Source organism: Thiomicrorhabdus sp. (genome assembly GCF_963662555.1).
GTDB lineage: Bacteria > Pseudomonadota > Gammaproteobacteria > Thiomicrospirales > Thiomicrospiraceae > Thiomicrorhabdus.
In genome coordinates this window covers 30,803-48,627 of record NZ_OY759719.1, presented here as the reverse complement: position 1 = coordinate 48,627, position 17,825 = coordinate 30,803, and the positions used below count along the sequence as shown (strand labels likewise).

The 17,825-nt window shown below is 39.9% G+C and carries 11 protein-coding genes; 9 read left to right on the top strand and 2 right to left on the bottom strand.

The window, feature by feature from the left end:
- The first annotated feature begins 49 nt into the window (after nt 1-49).
- The 9 genes from ACORJQ_RS00185 to ACORJQ_RS00145 all read left to right on the top strand — a co-directional run bounded on the left by ACORJQ_RS00185 (nt 50) and on the right by ACORJQ_RS00145 (nt 14,700).
- Nucleotides 50-1,294 carry a multifunctional CCA addition/repair protein gene (locus ACORJQ_RS00185; protein ID WP_321324948.1) on the top strand — a complete coding sequence of 415 codons (1,245 nt, stop codon included), beginning with the start codon at nt 50-52 and terminating at the stop codon, nt 1,292-1,294.
- Nucleotides 1,295-1,414: 120 nt separating this feature from the next.
- Nucleotides 1,415-2,647, top strand: a complete 1,233-nt coding sequence (locus ACORJQ_RS00180; RefSeq protein ID WP_321324946.1) for an efflux RND transporter periplasmic adaptor subunit — start codon at nt 1,415-1,417, stop codon at nt 2,645-2,647.
- Nucleotides 2,644-5,829 (top strand): efflux RND transporter permease subunit, encoded by a 3,186-nt coding sequence (locus ACORJQ_RS00175; protein WP_321324944.1) that lies wholly within the window; start codon nt 2,644-2,646, stop codon nt 5,827-5,829. The genes ACORJQ_RS00180 and ACORJQ_RS00175 overlap by 4 nt, the downstream gene beginning before the upstream one ends.
- A 353-nt stretch (nt 5,830-6,182) precedes the next feature.
- The gene (gene tkt / locus ACORJQ_RS00170) at nt 6,183-8,171 is read left to right on the top strand and encodes a transketolase (protein ID WP_321324942.1); all 1,989 of its coding nucleotides are present in this window, start codon (nt 6,183-6,185) and stop codon (nt 8,169-8,171) included.
- A gap of 113 nt (nt 8,172-8,284) precedes the next feature.
- Entirely contained in the window at nt 8,285-9,283 is a 999-nt protein-coding gene (gap, locus tag ACORJQ_RS00165) for a type I glyceraldehyde-3-phosphate dehydrogenase (protein WP_321324940.1), read from the top strand.
- A 265-nt stretch (nt 9,284-9,548) separates the two neighbouring features.
- Entirely contained in the window at nt 9,549-10,733 is a 1,185-nt protein-coding gene (locus ACORJQ_RS00160; protein WP_321324939.1) for a phosphoglycerate kinase, read from the top strand.
- Nucleotides 10,734-11,006: 273 nt separating this feature from the next.
- Nucleotides 11,007-12,449: a pyruvate kinase gene (pyk, locus tag ACORJQ_RS00155; RefSeq protein ID WP_321324937.1), complete on the top strand. Its 1,443-nt coding sequence runs from the start codon at nt 11,007-11,009 to the stop codon at nt 12,447-12,449.
- A gap of 128 nt (nt 12,450-12,577) precedes the next feature.
- A complete protein-coding gene (fba, locus tag ACORJQ_RS00150; RefSeq protein ID WP_321324935.1) occupies nt 12,578-13,642 on the top strand; it encodes a class II fructose-bisphosphate aldolase in 1,065 nt (354 codons plus the stop codon).
- A 182-nt stretch (nt 13,643-13,824) separates the two neighbouring features.
- Complete coding sequence (locus ACORJQ_RS00145) at nt 13,825-14,700, top strand: tetratricopeptide repeat protein (RefSeq protein ID WP_321324933.1); 876 nt, start codon at nt 13,825-13,827, stop codon at nt 14,698-14,700.
- Between the two features lie 101 nt (nt 14,701-14,801).
- Here ACORJQ_RS00145 and ACORJQ_RS00140 read toward each other — a convergent pair whose 3' ends face one another.
- Both ACORJQ_RS00140 and ACORJQ_RS00135 read right to left on the bottom strand, forming a co-directional pair.
- Nucleotides 14,802-15,365, bottom strand: coding sequence for a hypothetical protein (locus tag ACORJQ_RS00140; protein ID WP_321324931.1), 564 nt, complete (start codon nt 15,363-15,365; stop codon nt 14,802-14,804).
- A gap of 116 nt (nt 15,366-15,481) precedes the next feature.
- Nucleotides 15,482-17,815: a nitric oxide reductase activation protein NorD gene (locus ACORJQ_RS00135; RefSeq protein WP_321324929.1), complete on the bottom strand. Its 2,334-nt coding sequence runs from the start codon at nt 17,813-17,815 to the stop codon at nt 15,482-15,484.
- Nucleotides 17,816-17,825 lie beyond the last annotated feature (10 nt).

Here is a 17,825-nt window from a genome sequence, read left to right as displayed (position 1 = left end):
TATAACTAAATATATAAGTAGGTTTTGAAAAAAAGCGGGTTATGGGTAGATGAAAATATATTTGGTAGGTGGAGCAGTAAGAGATGCCTTACTTGGTGGTAAAGCCTATGATCATGATTGGGTGGTGGTTGGTGCAACACCACAAGAGATGCTTGCCCAAGGTTTTCAGCAAGTGGGTAAAGACTTTCCTGTGTTTTTACACCCACAAACTAAAGAAGAGTATGCATTAGCCAGAACCGAACGTAAAGTGGGGGTTGGTTATCATGGCTTTGAGGTTTTTTCTGATCCAAGCGTGACTTTGCAAGACGATTTAATTCGTCGAGATTTAACCATAAATGCGATGGCACAAGATGACGAAGGCAATATCATTGACCCTTATGGTGGCCTGGAGGATTTAAAAAACAGAATATTACGCCATGTTTCTGACGCCTTTGCTGAAGACCCTTTGCGAGTATTAAGGGTTGCTCGTTTTGCGGCTAAACTTGCCCCTTATGGATTTACATTAGCAGAAGAAACCAAACAGCTGATGACGCAAATGAATGCATCTGGCGAGTTGGCTGATTTAACGCCAGAGCGAGTTTGGCAAGAGGTTACTAAAGCCCTGAATACAGAAAAACCGAGCGTGTTTTTTGAAGTATTAGATCAGGTTGGTGCTGTTGAAGAGCTGTTTCCTGAACTTTATGCGTTGCATGATGTAACTCAACCTGAAAAACATCACCCGGAAGGTGATGTTTGGATACATACCATGATGGTGTTGGATGCCGCAGCCCAGTTAACCAATGACGAAAATGTACGTTTTGCGGCTCTGGTTCATGATTTGGGTAAAGGGTTAACTCCTAAAGAGTTATGGCCTAAACATCATGGTCATGAAGCCGCGGGTGTGCCTTTGGTTGCCACTCTTGCAAAGCGTTATCGTTTACCAAAGAAAACCCAAATTATGGCAGAGAAAGTGACTGAATTTCATGGGCTTATTCATCAAGGGTTAACTTCTGAGGGCAAGCCGCATTTAAAACCTAAAACCTATTTAAAAGTATTAAAACAGTGTGGTGCTTTAAAAGATGTTAAGCAGTTTGAATTGATTTTATTGGGTTGTGAAGCGGATGCCAAAGGGCGATTAGGTTTTGAGCAAGTGGAGTACCCACAAAAACCGTTTTGGTTAGAGGTTTTAAAAGCTGCCAATCAAGTCAATAATCAAGAAATCCTTGCCACTGGTGTTAAAGGTGCTGAGATTGCTGAGGCAATTGAACAGGTTCGACTGCAGCAGATTACCCAATTTATTAACCAGTTTAGTTAACAATGAATTAATACAGTAATTATGTTGAGTAAATTGCTTTTACCAGGCCTGGTAAAATGCTCAAAATTACTGATAAAATCGAATTGATAAACAACCTAATTTTATAAAAGAGCAAAAATTATGCTGCAAAAGATCAAACGTTTTCTGATTCCAATACTTATTATAGTATTTGCCATTATGGTTTTTGTGTATATGAAATCAACCAAGCCAGTGCAAAAGCCAGTTGATATCAAAGAAAAGGTTTGGATGGTTCAAACGCTTACGGCTCAGTTTGAACGTTTGGCTCCTGTGCAGAAACTCTACGGAACGGTGGAGTCTTACTCTATGGTGTCGGCATCTGCTCCAGTAACGGGAGTGATTTCTAAGGTGTTTGTTAAGGACGGGCAAACCGTTAAAAAAGGTGAAAAATTGGTGTTTATTGATGAAACCGATTTAACCATCCCTTTAAGGCAAGCCGAGGCAGAAGCCGCTAATGCTAAAGCTCAATTGACCCAGCAAAAATTTACCAATACCGCCAATCAAAAACGTTTAGAGCATGAGAAAAAAGTCCTCAAATTAAAACAGATAGCGGTTACTCGTGCCAAACAGCTTATGCAGAAAAATTTAGCTTCGCAATCTTCGCTGGATGCGGCAAATGAAGCTTTGGTTAGACAAGAATATACTGTGGTTGGGGCTAAGTTAGCGGTTCAAGAGAATCAATCAAAATTGATTCAAGCTCAAGCATCACTAGAAAAGGCTCAAGCGGCTCTTCAACAAGCTCAATTAAATTTACAACGCGGTCAGTTAGTCGCCCCTTATGATGCTCGTATTGCCTCGGTTAATGTTAGTGAAGGTTCTCGGGTGAATGCGGGTACGGTTATGGTCAGTTTTTATGCGTTAGACAGTTTAGAATTACGTGCCAAGTTACCAGTTACTCAGCTACCTATAGTAGAAAAAGCTTTACGTGATAATGTAGCTTTAAATGCATTTTATGAATCTGGCGGGAGTAAAACCGATTTACCTCTACTTAGACTTGCTGGTGAAGCAACCACCAGTGGTGTAGATGCGTTTTTTAAATTGCCAGAAAGCCTGTTGGGTGCACGCCCAGGAGCTTTGATGGATATTAGTCTCGAGGGTGTGACTAAAGGTGATGTATTGGCAGTTCCTTACAGTGCAATCTATGGCAATGATCGTATTTATTTGGTTGAAGATAATCGCCTAGTCTCCCATACCGTCAATGTTGTGGGCGAAGTGCAGCGTAATAATCAATTATGGGCGTTGGTTAAACCCGACTTTAAAGAAGGGGTGAAGATTAATATCACGCATTTACCTAATGCGACTACTGGCTTAAAAGTCTCTGAGGAGGGGCAATGAGCCATATAGATACTACGCCTGAAAAGGATGATTTAGATATCCATCCAAGCGAGTCAAAATTTAAGTCTCGCGGCATAATTGGTCTTTTTGCACGCCATAAAGTGGCTCCTAACTTATTAATGATTATTATGATTCTGGCTGGGATCGTGGCGTTAATGAAGTTAAACGTGCAGTTCTTCCCAAACTTCTCTTTGGATTATGCGTCAGTCAGGATTATTTGGCCAGGAGCCAATGCTCAAGATGTCGAAAGAAGTATTACCGATCCGGTAGAACGTGTTTTACGAAATATTGATAACCTTGATGAAATGACATCCACCTCCTCTTTGGGTGTGGCTTCTATCTCGTTAAAATTTAAAGAAGGCACCGATATGATCGAGGCCTTAGATCAAATTAACCAACGAGTAGGTGAGCTCAGGAACTTACCGCAAGACTCTCAAAAGCCCATTATTGAAAGAATTGTCAGATACGAGTCAATTGCTCGAGTATTGGTGAGAACGGATAATGGCAGTCTTCAGGAACTTAGACCCTTAGTAAGAGGGTTTGAGCGTGATTTACTGAATCGGGGCATTGATAAAGTCAATTTTAAAGGCTTGCCAACAGACCAGATGGCGATTGAGGTTTCTCAAGATACCTTGGATCAATACAATCTTACATTAGAGTCGATCGGTGATCGAGTAGCGGGAATGAGCCGAGATTACCCTGCCGGTTCGGTGGGCGATGATGACAGTGTGCGTGATTTACGTGCCTTGCAGCAAAAACGAACTGATATCGCATATAGTCAAATGCCTTTAGTGGTTTCTGATTCTCAAAATCTCTCTTTAGGGGATGTTGCCAAGGTTGAACGGCGACCAACTAAAAATGCTCCTTACTTAACGGTGGATGGAACACCTGCCATTGAGATGCAGTTAATGCGTGCTGAAGGTGGCGATACACTTAAGTCCTCAGAAGTTATGCAGCAGTGGCTTAAAGATGTAACGCCCCAGCTTCCAAAAGGCGTGCATTTGCAAGTTTACGACGAAACCTGGTCACTGGTTAACCAACGTATTATGTTGTTGGTAAACAATGGTATTGGTGGTTTAATTCTAGTGGTATTAATCCTCTATATTTTCTTAAACGGCCGAGTCGCTTTTTGGGTTGCTGTTGGGATTCCAGTCTCATTTATGGCGACTTTGATGATTATGTATCTGGCTGGCGGTTCTATTAATATGGTCAGCCTTTTCGGCCTAATTATGGCTCTGGGTATTATTGTTGATGATGCCATTGTGGTGGGCGAAGATGCTTTAGCCCACCATGAAATGGGTGAGCCTGACCTACAAGCTGCAGAAGGTGGTGCTCATCGTATGCTTGGGCCCGTTACCGCTTCATCGCTAACGACAGTAGCTGCATTTTTGCCGCTCATGTTAATTGGTGGTGAGATTGGTAATATTTTATTTGCGATTCCATTAGTGATTATTGCGGTTATTTTTGCTTCTTTGCTTGAGAGTTTTACCATTCTGCCTGGACATTTACGTCATGCATTAAAAGGCGTTAAAAAAGCAGAACAAGGTTCTATTCGCTATCGATTAGATTCAGGAATTAATCATTTTAGGCATCACCAGTTTAGAAATGTTATTCGTTGGGTGCTCAACCACCGTGGTATCACCATTGCAACGACTTTAGCTTTAATGATTTTTGTTATTGGGCTTTTAGCTGGTGGGCGTTTAGGTTTTGTGTTTTTCCCTTCTCCAGAGTCAACTAAATTAAATGCCGATGTACGCTTTGTTGCGGGTACACCTGCGTCTGTATCGGCTAAATATGTCGATCATCTTTATGAAGCCTTGTTGGCAACAGAAAAAGAATTGGAGCCGGGTATTGTTAAAGTGGCTGTAGTGCATTACAACGAAACTACAACGCAAGCGGGTGCTAATTTTGCAGCTATTAATGTTCAATTAGAAGAGCCTGATTTACGCAAAACTCGTAACGCCGAATTTTTGAAAGTGTGGCAAGAAAAAGCGGGCAGTGCACCAGGCCTGGATACTTTAACAATTAGTGCACCAAGAGGAGGGCCACCAGGCAGTGATGTGGATGTGCGATTGTTTGGTGCTGAGCCGATGAAACTTAAGCAAGCTGCTTTGGATTTGGAGCAAGTGCTTGAACAGATTCAAGGTGTGAGCGGTATTAGAGATGATTTGCCATTTGGTCGTGATCAGCTTATTTATCGTTTAACGCCGCAAGGTAAAGCATTAGGGTTCACCTATGTTTCTTTAGGTCGTCAGTTATCAGATGCATTTTCTGGTCGTTTAGCTCAGATTTTTACCGATGGTGAAGATGAGGTTGAAGTGCGAGTTCAGTTTCCTGCGTCACAGCAAGCTTCTTTAGGTACCATCAATAACATGCAAGTTGTTTCGCCTAAAGGGGAAAGAGTGCCATTGAACTCCGTTGCCAGTTGGACAACTCAGCAAGGTTTTGATGCCATGCGACACGTTGATGGACAGCTTGCGGTAACGGTTTTAGGTGATGTAGATAATAATGCTAACAACGCTAATCAGATTTTAGAAAGCTTAAAGAATACAGCTTTACCAAAGTTAGAGAAAAAATACGGTATTAGCTATACCATCGAAGGGCAAAATAAACGTCAAGCAGAAACCATGGCCGATATGAAAGTAGGGTTATTGATTGGTTTATCAATGATTTATATTGTGCTTGCCTGGGTGTTTGGCTCTTATGGCTGGCCTTTAGTGGTGATGATGGCGATTCCGTTTGGTTTGGTTGGAGCAATTCTTGGCCACTGGTGGATGGGGCTAGATATGACGATTCTGTCTATGTTTGGTTTCTTTGGTTTGTCAGGAATTGTAGTGAATGATTCGATTATTTTAGTGAGCTTTTATAAATCATTGAGGGCATCTGGCTTAGGCATTAATAAAGCCTTAGAAGAGGCCGCTGTGCAAAGGGTTCGTGCAGTAATCTTAACGTCACTGACTACCATTGCTGGTTTAACGCCACTGTTGTTTGAAACTTCTTTACAAGCTCAATTCTTAATTCCAATGGCAACAGCGATTGCTTTTGGTTTGATGTTCTCAACCTTTTTAATCTTGTTGGTGCTTCCTGCCATGCTTTCTATTTATGAAGGTTTTATGGATAAATGGGCTCCCAAAAATAAACACAAAATTGAGAATGAGGGTTCTGTAACTGGCGTTATATAGCTGTCACAATAGCTTCATAACTCTTTAACCCAGGTTTAGCCTGGGTTTTTTATATTGCAAAATAGCTTTGTGTAACAATTTTTTAGTAACTCGTTGTTATAAAAACAGAGTTTGTGTATATTGCAGTTTGTGAAAAAACTGACTTTATACGTGGTTTTTATTAAATAAAAGCAATCAATAGATAAGAAAACTTGATGATTTTGTCATTTTAAGAGAGAATAATCGTCCAAATTTATATTGCGGTAGTTATTGAAGTCCTTTTTTATAATCAGATGATGTTGATAGTAAACCTCTGAAACTTCAATAAGATTACCCCGCAAGTACCGAATTTTTAAAAAAGTTGAGGAAGTTGTATGGCAACTCGTAGAGATCTAGCAAATGCAATCCGTGCGTTAAGTATGGATGCAGTTCAAAAAGCAAATTCTGGTCACCCAGGTGCTCCAATGGGTATGGCGGATATCGCTGAAGTATTGTGGAACAGCCACATGAAGTTCAATCCGACAAACTCTAAGTGGGCTGACCGCGATCGTTTTGTACTTTCAAATGGTCATGGTTCAATGCTTATGTATTCTCTATTACATCTTTCTGGTTACGACCTAAGCATGGAAGACATCAAACAGTTCCGTCAGCTACACGCTAAGACGGCTGGTCACCCAGAATATGGTTATGCAGAAGGTATTGAAACAACAACGGGTCCTCTAGGTCAGGGTATTACTAACGCAGTGGGTATGGCTATCGCTGAACGTACTCTAGCAGCACAGTTCAATAAGCCTGGACACGATATCGTTGACCATAACACTTATGTATTCATGGGTGATGGTTGTTTAATGGAAGGTCTTTCTCACGAAGCGTGTGCAATGGCTGGTACTTTAGGTCTTGGTAAGTTAATCGCTTTCTGGGATGACAACGATATCTCTATCGACGGTAACATCGGTGACTGGATGGAAAAAGGCGTTCCTGGACGTTTTGTTTCTTATGACTGGCACGTTATTCCTAACGTTGATGGTCACGATGCTGACGCAATCAATGCGGCAATCGAAGAAGCTAAGAAAGTAACAGACAAGCCTACGCTAATCTGTACTAAGACAGTTATCGGTTTTGGTTCTCCTAACAAGTGTGGTACTTACTCTTGTCACGGTGCACCTTTAGGTGATGATGAAATCGCTCTAGCACGTAAAGAACTTGGTTGGACTGCTGGTCCATTCGAAATTCCAGAAGATATTTACGCTGGTTGGGATCATAAAGCTCAAGGTGCTAAAGATGAAGCAGCTTGGAACGAGAAGTTTGCAGCTTATAAAGCAGCTTACCCAGCTGAAGCAGCAGAATTTGAACGTCGTATGGCGGGTGAATTACCAGCTAACTTCGAAGTAGATATGGATGCGTTTATCGCTAAGACTCAGGCTGAAATGCCTAAGCTAGCTTCACGTCAAGCTTCGCAGAAAACAATCGAAGAACTAGGTAACTTACTACCAGAAATGTTTGGTGGTTCTGCTGACTTAACAGGTTCTAACTTAACTAACTGGTCTAAGATGGTTAAGGTTAACAAAGAAAACGCTGATGGTAACTACCTATCTTGGGGTGTTCGCGAATTCGGTATGGCTCACATGATGAACGGTATGGTTCTTCACGGTGGTTTCAAAGTATTCGGTGGAACTTTCTTCATGTTTATGGAGTTCATGCGTAATGCTTTACGTATGTCTGCACTGATGAAAATCGGTACTATCTATGTTTACACTCATGATTCTATCGGTCTAGGTGAAGATGGTCCTACTCACCAGCCAGTTGAGCAGTTAGCAACAATGCGTGTTATCCCTAACTTCCAAACTTGGCGTGGTTGTGATGCGGTTGAGTCTGCTGTTTCTTGGAAAATGGCTATCATGCGTGATAAAGCTCCTACGGCATTGATTTTCTCTCGTCAGGCATTAACTCCGATGGAACGTACACCTGAACAAGTAGCAAACATCGAAAAAGGTGGTTATGTATTGAAAGATTGTGCTGGTACTCCAGACATTATCTTCATCTCTACAGGTTCTGAAGTAGGTCTAGCAGTTGAAGCAGCTGAAGCAATGGATGCAAATGTTCGTGTTGTTTCTATGCCTTGTACTAGTGCTTATGATGAGCAAGATCAAGCCTATAAAGATTCTGTTCTTATTCCTGGTGTTAAACGTGTTGCAATCGAAGCTGGTGTTGCTGATGGTTGGTACAAGTACGTTGGTCTTGATGGTGGAACAGTTTGTATGTCTACTTTCGGTGAATCAGCACCTGCGGACGAACTATTTAAAGAGTTTGGTTTCACAGTAGAAAACGTTGTTGCTACAGCAAACAAAGTTTTAGGTAAATAATTGTTAGCCATCGTTAAGATGGCAGTATTATTTACAGGTTAAATATTTAAATTTTTTATTAAGTCAGGTCTGTTTATCATTTACGGGCCTGGTAACAATTGGAGTAAAACTCAATGACTATTAAAGTTGGTATTAACGGTTTCGGCCGTATCGGTCGTATGGCTTTCCGTGCAGCAGCAAAAGATTTTCAAAACATCGAAGTAGTTGCAATCAATGATTTACTAGATCCTGAATACCTAGCTTATATGCTTAAGTATGATTCAGTACACGGTCGTTTTGACGGTGATGTTGCTGTTGTTGATGGTAACCTAGTTGTAAATGGTAAGACTATCCGTATCACTGCTGAGCGTAACCCAGCTGACCTAGCATGGTCTGATGTTGGTGCTGATTTAGTTATCGAATGTACTGGTTTCTTCCTGACTGAAGAATCTTGTCAAGCTCACATTGATGCTGGTGCTAAGAAAGTAGTTCAGTCTGCTCCTTCTAAGGATCACACTCCAATGTTCGTATATGGTGTTAACCACAACGAATACAAAGGTGAAGCAATTGTTTCTGCTGCTTCTTGTACTACTAACGGTCTAGCACCAGTTGCTAAAGTACTTAACGATAACTTCGGTATCAAACGTGGTCTTATGACTACTGTTCACGCTGCAACAGCTACTCAGAAAACTGTTGATGGTCCTTCAATGAAAGACTGGCGTGGTGGTCGTGGTATTCTTGAGAATATCATCCCATCTTCAACTGGTGCAGCTAAAGCAGTAGGTAAAGTACTTCCTGCTCTTAACGGTAAGTTAACAGGTATGGCTTTCCGTGTACCTACTTCTGACGTTTCTGTTGTTGATTTAACAGTTGAGCTAAACAAAGAAGCTTCTTATGAAGATATTTGTGCAGCAATGAAGAAAGCTTCTGAAGGTGAAATGGCTGGTGTTCTAGGTTATACAGAAGAAGCAAACGTTTCTACTGATTTCCGTGGTGATTCTCACCCATCTATCTTTGACGCTAAAGCGGGTATCGCTCTAGATTCTACTTTCGTTAAAGTAGTTGCTTGGTACGATAACGAGTATGGTTATACTTGTAACATGATGCGCGTTGTAGAACACGTTGGAAAATAATTATTGATTCATCTCATTAGCGGCTGATTTCTTTGTTGGTTGTCGGTCGTGTGCACTTGCACACTCCCTTCGCCCGCCTCGAACTCAACTCGCTACTGAGCGAATCAATTAATTATTTTGGTTTAGTTTGGAGGGAGTTATCTCTCCAAATTAAATTTTCTTGTTTGTATTTGGTTTTGTCTGAGTATAAAAAAGTAAATTTAATTTTAATCCAAATCTGTTTTCTCTCTGAAAACAGTTCAACTTGAAAGAAAAAGGACTCAACATGTCTGTAATTAAGATGTCTGATCTAGATTTAGCTGGTAAGCGCGTATTGATTCGTGAAGACCTTAACGTTCCAGTTAAAGACGGTAAAGTAACTTCTGATGCACGTATTCGTGCTTCATTACCTACAATCAAAATGGCCGCTGACGCTGGTGCTAAGGTAATGCTGATGTCTCACCTTGGTCGTCCTACTGAAGGTCAATATGAAGAAGAGTTCTCTCTTGCTCCAGTTGCTGCTGATCTTACAGCTAAACTAGGTAAAGAAGTTCGTCTTATTAAAGATTACCTTGATGGTGGTTTTGATGTAGCTGATGGTGAAGTAGTTCTTTTAGAAAACGTTCGTTTCAACGTTGGTGAAAAGAAAGACGATGAAGCTCTTTCTAAGAAGTATGCAGCACTTTGTGATGTATATGTTATGGACGCTTTCGGTACAGCTCACCGTGCACAAGCTTCAACACATGGTGCAGGTGCATTTGCTGATACAGCGTGTGCAGGTCCATTATTAGCAGCAGAATTAGATGCTTTAGGTAAGGCTTTACATAACCCAGCACGTCCAATGGTTGCAATTGTTGGTGGTTCTAAGGTTTCTACAAAGTTAACTGTTCTTGAGTCACTTTCTGAAAAAGTTGACCAATTAGTTGTAGGTGGTGGTATTGCTAACACGTTTATTGAAGCAGCTGGTTATAACGTTGGTAAATCACTTTCTGAAACGGATCTAGTACCAACATGTAAGAAGCTTAACGAAATCATGGAAAAACGTGGTGCGGCGATTCCTTTAGCGTCAGACGTAGTATGTGGTAAAGAATTCTCTGAGTCAGCGGCAGCTGAAACTAAAAATGTTTCTGAAACCGCTGATGACGATATGATTTTTGATATCGGTCCTGATTCTGCAGCAGAATTAGCTGAAATCATCAAAAATGCAGGTACTGTTGTATGGAATGGTCCAGTAGGTGTTTTTGAGTTTGATCAATTTGGTGAAGGAACTAAAGCAATCTCTATGGCAATTGCAGAGTCTTCAGCATTCTCGATTGCAGGTGGTGGTGATACTTTAGCGGCAATTGATAAGTATGATATCGCTGATAAAGTTTCTTACATCTCTACTGGTGGTGGTGCTTTCTTAGAATTCTTAGAAGGTAAAGAACTACCAGCTGTAACTATGTTAGAAAAAGCAGCAGCTGCAAAATAATTCGTTTTACGAATAAATTACCAGGCCTGGTAAAATTAAATTTACCAGGCCTGGTAGTATTAACACAGCTTGAACTTATTCAGGTTGTTTTCATTTTATTGTCACATAACTCTGTTAGATTTAAATAGTTCACGAAAGAGGGTGACTCGGTAAATAACACTTTTGACACCTCAGCCAAAAAGATTGGCTGTTCAGTTTGGTCGGAGTTTATTTTGCGAGACATCTTTTTTGAACACTAACGAGTTCAAATTTTTATAAGGTAGAAAAAACAAAATGCCAAGTGGTTTAAGAAGAACAAAAATTGTTGCAACTTTAGGTCCTGCTACGGATCGTGAAGGTGAGCTAGAAAAAATTATTAAAGCGGGTGTGGACGTTGTGCGTATTAATATGTCACACGGTATTCCACAAGAGCATATTTTGCGTGCTCAAGCTGTTCGTGAAATGGCTGAAAAATTTGATAGACAAGTCGGTGTTTTAGTTGACCTACAAGGTCCTAAAATTCGTATTGCACGCTTTGCAGATGACAAAGTTTTCCTGAAAGCTGGTGATAAGTTTGCATTTGATAATGCCGTAGGTAACAACGATGGTAATCAACATGAAGTTGGTCTAACCTACAAAAACCTTCCTTATGATGTAAAAGAAGGTGATAAGTTACTGCTTGATGATGGTCGTTTAGTTTTTCAAGTAGATAGTGTTGAGGGTGAGCGTGTTAATACCACAACAATCGTTGGTGGCTCTTTATCAAATAATAAAGGGATTAACCTTGCCGGTGGTGGTTTATCTGCTGCGGCATTAACTGAAAAAGATAAAGAAGATATTTTAACGGCAGCTGAGATTAAAGCAGATTACTTAGCTTTATCTTTTCCACGTTCAGCAGAAGATGTTGAATACTGTCGTTCTTTAGCTTCTAAAGCTGGCTTAAACTGTAGCATTGTTTCTAAGGTTGAGCGTGCTGAAGCAGTTGCGGATGACGCTACGTTAGACGGAATTATTCTAGCTTCAGATGTCATCATGATTGCTCGTGGTGACTTAGGTGTAGAAGTTGGTGATGCACAATTACCAGCGTTACAAAAGAAAATGATTAAGCGTTCTCGCCAACTTAATCGTGTGACTATCACTGCAACTCAGATGATGGAAACTATGATTGAAAATGCAATTCCTACGCGTGCAGAAGTCTTTGACGTTGCCAATGCGGTAATGGATGGAACAGATGCAGTAATGTTATCTGGTGAAACGGCTACGGGTCATTCTCCAAGCTTAGTTATTGAAACAATGGGTAATATTTGTCGTGAAGCGGAGAAGTCACGTACTTCTCGTGAATCAACTCACCGTATTGATGAGTCATTTACAGCAGTAGATGAAACGATTGCAATGGCAACCATGTATGCGGCGAACCACTTTGGTGTGAAATGTATTGCAGCGTTAACTGAATCTGGTAATACGGCTTTATTAATGTCACGTATTAGTTCTGGTATGCCAATTATCGCTTTAACACCGCATTTAGACACGCGTCGTAAAGTAACTTTATTCCGTGGTGTATATCCGTCAACTCTGACCTACGATGGTTTGAATGATGAAGAAGTAAAAGCATCGATTATGGATCGAATTAAAGAATTTGGAATTGCCAAATCAGGTGATCTAATTCTTATGACTCGTGGTGAAGTAAATGGCACTATGGGTGGAACAAACAAAATGGAAATTGTAAAACTTCCATAATTAAAACTTTTGTCTGAATTTGCTCTACTCGTGAATAGAGTGAGTAAATTCAAATTGGCGAGTTTATTAAAAGCTTGTTAAAATACAAAGATACCTTTTTTGAAAACTAAACTAGAGGAGTCTCGCATATGGCGATGATTACACTTCGTGAATTAATGGACTACGCAGCAGAAAACAACTTCGGTATGCCTGCGTTTAACGTAAACAACATGGAACAAGTTCGTGCAATCATGCGTGCTGCTGACGCTGTAGATTCTCCAGTAATCCTTCAGGGTTCTGCTGGTGCACGTAAATATGCTGGTGAGCCAATGTTACGTCACATGATCGCTGCTGCGGTTGAAATGTTCCCTAACGTTCCAGTTGTAATGCACCAGGATCACGGTTCTGATGTTGGCGTATGTTTACGTGCAATCCAGTCTGGTTTTACATCAGTTATGATGGATGGTTCATTAGAAGCTGATATGAAGACTCCTGCTTCTTACGAATACAATGCTGGTATCACTGCTGAAGTAGTTAAAATTGCTCACGCTGGTGGTGTTTCTGTTGAAGGTGAGCTAGGTTGCCTAGGTTCATTAGAAACAGGAATGATGGGTGAAGAAGATGGTCACGGTTCTGATGAGAAGCTTGATATGCATAGCCTATTAACTGATCCTGAAGAAGCAGCACAGTTCGTTAAAGATACTAACGTTGACTGTTTAGCAGTTGCGGTTGGTACTTCTCACGGTGCTTACAAGTTTACTTCTAAGCCATCTGACGATGTTCTTAAGATTGACCAAATCAAGAAAATCCATGAGCGTATTCCTGATACTCACATCGTAATGCACGGTTCTTCTTCTGTTCCAGAAGAGTGGTTAGAAATCATCAATAACTACGGTGGTGATATGGGTCAAACTTACGGTGTACCTGTTGAAGCAATCGTTGAAGGTATCAAGTATGGTGTTCGTAAAGTTAACATCGATACTGATTTACGTATGGCATCTACTGGTGCAATCCGTAAGCACCTTGCTGAAAATACTTCTAACTTCGATCCACGTAAATTCTTTAATGCTGCTGAAAATGCAATGATGGAAATCTGTAAAGCACGTTTTGAAGCATTTGGTTGTGCGGGTCACGGTTCTAAAATCAAATCTGTTGGTTTAGAAGAAATGCAAGCTCGTTATGCGTCAGGTTCATTGAACCAAACTGTTAAATAAATAACAGTTTAGTCTGAACTTAAAAAACCCGCTTTAAGCGGGTTTTTTTGTATCTGGCGTTTATGAATTATTTCTAGAGAATAACTTATATAGAACTGCTTATATAGAACATAACGGCATGTAATAGTAGCTTGAAATTAGACTGTTATAATAAAGTCATTAATAGTTTAAGGAAGGTAAACATGAGTGATAAACAAGTTTTAAACTTTGAGATTTCGCAAAGTAATTTCAATTCTGTTGTTTTAATGAATTCATATAAATTACCCGTTTTCACATTGTTTATGAGCCCAAGTTTAGGGATGTGTATTCAGTTAGAAAATCTTCTTACAAAATATGCAGAAGACTTTGCTGGTGAGTTTTTATTGGCACGTATTGATATCGATATGGAAACAGACTTACGTGAGCAATATGAGATTGTTAATGTACCGACTTTAAAAGTGTTTAAAGATGGTGAGATGGTCCATCAAGAAGTGGGTCTTTTAGAAGAGGCAGAATTAGCTGCTTTACTAAAATCTTTCGGTATTTATAAAGCTTCAGATGATATGCGTGAAAAGGCCAAGCAGATGCATCTAAATAACGATACAGCAGGTGCAATTAAAACTCTCACTGAAGCAATACAGTCGGATCCTAGAAACACTCGTGTTGCACTGGATATGATTCAAATATTACTAGATATTAACGAATTAGAAGAAGCTAAATCTTTATTTAACCGTTTACCAGACAAAGATAAAAATTCAGAGATAGGTAAAGCAATAGTCGGTCAAATGACATTTAAAGATTTGGCGGCTAAAACACCTGGCCTGGTAAGTTTAATTAAAATGGTTGATGAAGATCCAGCTAATTATGAAGCTAGATTGTATTTAGCGGTTTGTTATGTTGCTGAACATGCTTATGAAGAAGCTTTAGACCAGACTTTTGAAATATTAGAAAATATGCCTGGATTTAAAGACGGTGCTGCACAAGAACTCACTATCACGATTATTAATATGTTGGAAGGTAGTCAACCTGAGTTAGCTAAAGATGCACGCAGAATTCTGGGTAATATGTTGGCAAAATAAATGCTAGCAAAATAATAATTAACCAAGATTATTAAAATAATAAAAAAGGGCGTTTAACGCCCTTTTTTATTGCTCTAATTTTGCTAATAAAATATTAGTGGTTATACATAGTCGCTAGTTTCAAGATCTTCTAGATCGGTACTACTGAATCGACACACATTCACGCTAATATAGTCATCATAAGCACTGCCGCTAGATACCCAGTTTTTGACTTTATTTTCTACAGCTTGAGGTAAAACCTTTTCATTTAAAACTAAGCAAAAGCCATATTTAAACCTTTCGCTTTCATTAGTTTCAACAATGACTTTACTGCCTTCTACAAATAGCTTAACGCTAGCTTCTTGCCCAGGCATAGTAACAAACGCATTTGCACCATGTTCTTTAACTAGGGCGGTAAGCTGGTTGTTAAAGTGCATTTTACTAATAGGGTTATATTGATAGTATTCTAAGATGAGATCATCTGCACGCTCTATAAGTGATTTTTTAAGTTCTTCTGTAGAATTAAATTTTTCATCACCCATTTCAAAAATAACATAAGCTTGTTGTGATTTACCTAACGTTAATGCTTTGTCTTCAAAGATAATTAAGGCAGCACCATCAAGAATCTCTTGGTAATTTTCATCTGGAAATTCAGCTAAAGCCTGTTTGAACTGTTCTGCATTCATTGTTTAATCCTAGTTTTTTGCACTATTTGCAAAGTATTTTATCAAATTTGGGTATAAAAAAACCCTAGTCAGGTAATCCTGACTAGGGTTATGACTTGATTAACTTTTAGGGTTAATTAAGTTGTCAGGTTTGCAAATAATTGCGGTAACTTTTCAGGCAGTTTCATTACGTCATCAACGATAGCGTAACGGTTTTGACCAAAGATGTTATGCACATATTTATCTGCGTACTGGTCAATCGTTAAGCAGTATGAGTGAATGCCTTTAGATTGCAATTCTTCTACCGCTTTTTTAGCATCTTGTTTTAAGTACTGACCATCTTGTTCATCAATATCAGCGGGTTCACCATCTGTAATAACGAGCAGTAATTTTTGCTTACTGTTTTGTTGTTCTAGATAATGTCCAGCATGACGCATTGCACCACCCATACGGGTAGATAATCCGCCTTGCATGCCTGCTAAACGAGCGTGAACCTCGGCATCAAATGAATCATCAAACTGTTTAAAGCGTACATACTGAAGGTCGTGACGACCATCAGATGAGAAGCCGTGAACAGCAAACTGATCTCCAATACCGTTAATCGCATGCGATACTAAAATGGCCGCTTCTTGAGTCACTTCTAGAATCGTTCTATCGGAATCAGCCACTTTTTCATTAGTCGATTCAGATAAGTCTAACAATATAACCACCGATACTTCACGACTACGAATTACGTTTTTCATGGTAATACGTGGGTCTGGTTCTTGTCCCATACGAATTGACGTGATGGCTTCTACACATGCATTTAAATCGAGTTCATCACCATCTTCTAAGCGACGGATACGTTGCAAACCAACAGCTTGTAGTTTATCGACAATCTGTTTTATACGGTGTGCAATGCCTTTATTGGCATCAAGAATGCGATTATAAAGTTCAGGGTCGCCTTTTTTAGCTCGACGTTCAAACAGCGTTACCCAATTAGGGCGATTAAGCTGAACACGGTAATCCCACTCGTGGTAATGATAAGGATCTGAAACCGGTTCAATTCCTTCCATCTCATTATAAGAGAGGCCGTTATCTTCGTATGGCATGAGTTCAGAACCTAAAACCCAGACTTCATCATGGTCAACATCAACAAGCTCAGAATCGATCTCGTTAATCATTTCCATAACAGAAACATTTCTGCGTACAGTTTCTTGGTAACCTGCAGAGCCAGCATCCATTTCAGCCCACTCTTCAGAAGCCCATACAAAACGGTTGTCATCACGGTAACCGAAACGTTGTTTGTTTAACTCAGTTAAAGAAACCCATTTATTGGTAGCGATATTTAGAACGTTGTGTAGTAAAACACCTAAATTCCATGACCATTTTTCGTTTTCTAAATTGTCTTCGATTTCAGCATAGAACTTATCAGCAACAATCATTAATTGATCATCTTGTAAGTCATGGTTTTTATCCATTAACTTAATAGCAAGTTGTTCAATGCGATATGCATTTGACTTAGGGTCTAAATCAACTTGTTCTTGACTCGCTTTAATGACTTTCATCCACAGGTTGCGTAACCCTGGAAACTGCTTAATCGCATTGTATTCCACTCGAGCATCTTCGATGATTTCTATAAAAAACATCTGCTGTGGTGTTAACTGTTCCATGGATATAGCTGCTTTACTGTAGCAAACGTGTGACGCCAAATGTGCCGCCATTGCTCGGTAAAGCTCACCACCTGATACCTCACCTATATCATTTAAGGCGTCTGGAAGGTGTAAGGCCATCTTTTCAAAGTAAGGTTTAAAGTCTTCAAAGTCCGCAGCGGCTGGACGAATAAAGAAATCACGGGCCCAGAAAGCACGCAGGTAAAAGTTGATTGGTCGATGGTAATCGATAAACAATGAACCTTTACGCTGTTGCTGAAAGACCGCTTTAGAATCCTCTGACTCTAAACCAAAGTACTTAATTTGTGCCGGGAAATTACGAGCATGTGCTTGTGCACCCCATTGAGCCCAACGACGTAAACCAGATACAGTAAGCTTAGACATAAGCTCATCCATATTGGCTAACATTGGACGCATACCACGTGGTGTTTTAGACCCAATTTGATAGATTAAAGCTAGGTATTGTCTAGTTAAATCTATATCTCGTGTTTTGTCAGCAATGGTCGGCAATGAGTCTAAAACGAGTGCAATGACTTCCCCAGATGTTACTGATGATAATTTCATTACGGTCTCATGGATATCATCCATAATCTCGTCTTCGACTTTAGCAATAACTTGTGGAACTGCTTCAAGATAGCTCACTACAACTTCTTGTCCTTTACCTAAATAAGCAAGGGCATTGGCGTTGTCTAACCACTCTTCACGAGAGTGCTCATTCATGTAGTGAGAAGCTTCTTGGATCAAAGAGTCTAGCTTGTCCTCAAGTTGAGGCACGCTTTTGATCAATGATGCTCTGACTTCTTCTAGATCAAAACTCATAACATTATCC